Origin of the sequence: Pseudomonas sp., from assembly GCF_050739995.1 — a bacterium.
Taxonomy (GTDB): Bacteria; Pseudomonadota; Gammaproteobacteria; order Pseudomonadales; family Pseudomonadaceae; genus Aquipseudomonas.
The window spans coordinates 1-4,284 of record NZ_JBOICG010000281.1 but is presented as its reverse complement, the minus strand read 5'-3'; the positions used below and the strand labels follow the sequence as shown (position 1 = coordinate 4,284).

4 protein-coding genes are annotated in these 4,284 nt (G+C 60.3%); all 4 read right to left on the bottom strand.

Features of this window, described 5'->3' with window-relative positions:
- Window positions 1-119, bottom strand: a 119-nt coding sequence (locus tag ACRESD_RS09665; protein ID WP_431750710.1) for a transglutaminase N-terminal domain-containing protein, incomplete at its 3' end; no start/stop codon positions are given.
- 188 nt (window positions 120-307) lie between these two features.
- Entirely contained in the window at window positions 308-757 is a 450-nt protein-coding gene (locus ACRESD_RS09660) for a hypothetical protein (RefSeq protein WP_431750709.1), read from the bottom strand.
- A complete protein-coding gene (locus tag ACRESD_RS09655) occupies window positions 750-1,673 on the bottom strand; it encodes an NAD synthetase (protein WP_431750708.1) in 924 nt (307 codons plus the stop codon). Before ACRESD_RS09655 ends, ACRESD_RS09660 begins: the two co-directional genes overlap by 8 nt.
- A gap of 210 nt (window positions 1,674-1,883) precedes the next feature.
- A complete protein-coding gene (locus tag ACRESD_RS09650; RefSeq protein WP_431750707.1) occupies window positions 1,884-4,187 on the bottom strand; it encodes a YgiQ family radical SAM protein in 2,304 nt (767 codons plus the stop codon).
- Window positions 4,188-4,284 lie beyond the last annotated feature (97 nt).

Here is a 4,284-nt window from a genome sequence, read left to right as displayed (position 1 = left end):
GACAGAATCCGCGTGCGGCTATGGGCGGCCGGGCGTAACCGCACGATCTGCGGGCCGAGTTCAACCGCACGGTCGTAGCGGTAATGCGTAACGTGGTGCAACGCGACATGAATCGACACGGCGGCCTCCTGCGAGCCAGGGCATGGAAACAAAGCGCGCAAGACTTATGCCAGAGCGGCAGCCATTGCGCTTTATCGTAGGGCCCGGTGCAGTACAGCACCAAAATGGCGCCTGGGGTGGCGCCATGGTGCAAGTGACGCACACATTTGTGGCGAGAAGCCGTGCCTCAGATGGTGAATCTACCCAATCAGCGGGATTGGTGGCGGGCAATCATGGCTTCGCGCAGGTGGCGCACTTCGAGCAGTTTCTGGCGCATTTCGCGGTGGCGTTTGCTGTTGAGCAGCAACAACCCCAGCAGCGGGAACAGCAGGCCCAACCCATAGGACAGAGGATGGGGACCAAAGGCGATAGTGGGCAGCACCGCCAGAACACAGAGTATGAGCAGCGCCACCAGCGGCCATACCCACTGCGGCCGTCCGCGCGCGATCATGAAATTGCAGTGCACGATGCCCCACGTCAGAGCGAGGCCACCCAGGAAGGAATACTTGAGGTTGTCGTCCATCGGCAAGCGTGGGAAATAACTGTCGAACATCAGCGGTACCGCAAACACAAGGCTGAACACCGCCGCGAAAATCGCGCCCATGAAGACCGGAAAGTACTGCGCCAGAAAACTGCGAATGCCAGGTAGCTCATTCATTGTTCATCTCCTCATACAGCCCCACGGCAATGGTGCGCACATTCCCCGAAATTGCGCTGCCGGTAAAACCAATGGCAGCACCCAATGCATCCTGTATCTGGGTCACCGTCGCATGCTTGACCTGGGCGGGTGTGAAACGCTTTGTCGCCTCGCCGGACAGTTGCTTCAACTTGAGCATTTTGGCGCTCATGCGCGGGTCCTGAATGCTGAGCAGCTCCTTCGTAAGCTTGGCGCGCTCTTGCCGGGTTAACCCTCGCAACACTTCCCGCACGCTTTTGCCGGTGGTCGCCTGGTTCAACCGCACCAGTTTTATCGTGGTCAACGTCGATGCACCGACCCCGATCAACGACGCCGCATCCAACGCGATCATCGTGTACTGGTACCACTCAGAGCTATCAAGCTTGTCATTTTTGGAGGGGTCACTGATCTCATTGCTGACGCGATAGCCACTGGCAAAACACTGGAGCGTGCTGGCCGTGGCAGCGGTATAACCGATGGCCGTAATCACACTGCTGGCGCCCGCCGTGAACGGCACAGCGACGGTGCCGCTGAGCACGACGATCCAACCGATGATCGCGCCCGCGCAGGATAGAGAGGTGTTGATCGCCTCCCCAACCAAGCGCGACTCACGGGGGTTGTCCTGGACCTGTTGCGCAAACTGCGCCGGGGCGATGTATTTCTGCGCTTCACGCAGGATCACGCGCTTGGGGGCAATGCTGCAAATGGGCTGGAATTCGCGCAGGGTAACTACGTTGAAGTCGGCGTCGATGTACACAACACCTGCGCCAACGATAGCCGGGTCGGCATCGATAGCTGCAAACAGACGCGGCAAGTTGATCTGGCTTTCAATGCGCTGGCGCGCCATGAATTGGGAGCGATTGGAGTCCATGCCGATGGAGGCCAGGGGGTTGCCCATGGGGTGTTCTTCCTTGAAAGGGGTGGCGACTACACTGACGCCTTCGCGGGCAAGCCCGCTCCCACACTTGAATGTGTTCACAAATCAAAATGTGGGAGCTGGCTTGCCTGCGATAGCGACTGAATGGGCGCCACCTTAACAAACAGACTCGACACCGAATAGAAAGCAAAACGCCAGCACGAGGCTGGCGTTTTGCATATCAGGCTGCGATCAACGCGGTACTACCGGCTTGCGCGCAGGCTTGCCGCCCTTGCCCTTGGCCGCGTCAGCACGCTCCTTGGCGGCCTGCTTGTTGCGTGCCTGGGCCGCGGCCTTGGCTTGTTCGCGTTTGTCCCACGGGTTGCTGCCGTCGCTGCCACGAGGCGGCAGGCCGGTGTGCTGGGTGAGGATCTTGGTCGTGGTTTCCTTGGCGACCTTATGGCTGCCAGCCGGCGTCGAGTTCTTGCGACGGGCGCTCTGGTAGCTGTCGGTGGACGGCTGGTGCAATGGGATCAACTGGTCCTTGCCCGGCCCGATCAAATCGGCGCGGCCCATGCGGGTCAATGCTTCACGCAGCATTGGCCAGCCTTTCGGGTCGTGGTAGCGCAGGAACGCCTTGTGCAGGCGGCGCTGTTCCTCGCTCTTGACGATGGTCACGGCGTCGCTCTTGTAGGTGACCTTGCGCAGCGGGTTCTTGCCCGAATGGTACATCGCGGTGGCGGTGGCCATCGGCGACGGGTAGAACGCCTGCACCTGGTCGGCGCGGAAACCATTGCCCTTGAGCCATAGGGCCAGGTTCATCATGTCCTCATCGGTGGTGCCCGGGTGGGCCGCGATGAAGTAAGGAATGAGGTACTGCTCCTTGCCCGCTTCCTTGGTGTACTTCTCGAACATGCGCTTGAACTTGTCATAGCTGCCGATGCCCGGTTTCATCATCTGGTTGAGCGGACCTTCCTCGGTGTGTTCCGGGGCGATCTTGAGGTAACCACCGACGTGGTGAGTCACCAGTTCCTTGACGTACTCCGGCGACTCGACGGCAAGGTCGTAGCGCAGGCCGGACGCAATCAGGATTTTCTTCACACCCGGCAACGCACGGGCACTGCGGTACAGCTGGATCAGCGACGAGTGGTCGGTATTCAGGTTCGGGCAGATGCCAGGGAACACGCAAGATGGCTTGCGGCACGCGGACTCGATTTCCGGGCTCTTGCAGGCGATGCGGTACATGTTCGCGGTCGGGCCGCCGAGGTCGGAGATCACCCCGGTAAAGCCCGGCACCTTGTCGCGGATCTCTTCGATCTCGCGAATGATCGACTCTTCGGAACGGTTCTGGATGATGCGGCCTTCGTGCTCGGTGATCGAGCAGAAGGTGCAGCCGCCGAAGCAGCCACGCATGATGTTCACCGAGAAACGGATCATGTCATAAGCCGGGATCTTCTCCTTGCCGTACGCCGGGTGCGGAATACGTGCGTAAGGCATGCCGAACACGTAGTCCATTTCTTCGGTGGTCATTGGGATGGGCGGCGGGTTGAACCACACGTCCACTTCACCATGCTTCTGCACCAGGGCACGGGCGTTGCCTGGGTTGGTTTCCAGGTGCAACACGCGGTTGGCGTGGGCATAGAGCACCGCGTCGCCACGAACTTTTTCCACCGAGGGCAGGCGGATCACGGTCTTGTCGCGGGTCATCTTCGGGCTGGCCAGGATCTGTACGACCTTGGCTTCTTCCGGATCGTCCTGCGGACCTTTTTCCTGTTCGATGGCGCAGGCTTGGGTGTCCTGGGTATTCACGTACGGGTTGATGATCTTATCGATCTTGCCCGGACGGTCGATGCGCGTGGAGTCCACTTCGTACCAGCCCGCCGGCGTGTCACGGCGAATGAACGCAGTGCCGCGCACGTCGGTGATGTCTTCGATCTTGTGGCCCCACGACAGACGCTGGGCGACTTCAACGATGGCCCGCTCGGCGTTGCCGTACAGCAGGATATCGGCGCTGGCGTCGATCAGGATCGAGTTGCGCACACGGTCCTGCCAGTAGTCGTAGTGGGCGATGCGGCGCAGGGAGGCTTCGATGCCACCGAGCACGATCGGCACGTGCTTGTAGGCTTCCTTGCAACGCTGGCTGTACACCAGGCTCGCACGGTCCGGGCGTTTGCCGGCCATGCCGCCAGGGGTATAGGCGTCGTCGGAACGGATTTTCTTGTCGGCGGTGTAGCGGTTGATCATGGAGTCCATGTTGCCGGCCGCGACGCCGAAGAACAGGTTCGGCTCGCCGAGCTTCATGAAGTCGTCTTTGGACTGCCAGTTCGGCTGGGCAATGATCCCGACGCGAAAGCCCTGGGACTCCAGCAGCCGGCCGATGATCGCCATGCCGAACGACGGATGGTCGACGTAGGCATCACCGGTCACGATGATGATGTCGCAGGAGTCCCAGCCAAGCTGATCCATCTCCGCCCTGCTCATCGGCAGGAAAGGCGCCGGTCCGAAGCATTCGGCCCAGTACTTGGGATAGTCGAAAAGTGGTTTGGCTGCTTGCATGTCAGTGACCGGTGGCTAATCGATGAAAATCGCGGGCGCGGAATATAGCACAAAAATTGACCAATTCCGACGCTAAAGGTCGGAATAAGGCGAATAG

What these genes read in the sequence shown, in the direction of transcription:
- ACRESD_RS09660 (WP_431750709.1), bottom strand. Translation starts at nt 757, where the DNA reads ATGAATGAGCTACCTGGCATTCGCAGTTTTCTGGCGCAGTACTTTCCG.
- ACRESD_RS09655 (WP_431750708.1), bottom strand. Translation starts at nt 1,673, where the DNA reads ATGGGCAACCCCCTGGCCTCCATCGGCATGGACTCCAATCGCTCCCAA.
- ACRESD_RS09650 (WP_431750707.1), bottom strand. Translation starts at nt 4,187, where the DNA reads ATGCAAGCAGCCAAACCACTTTTCGACTATCCCAAGTACTGGGCCGAA.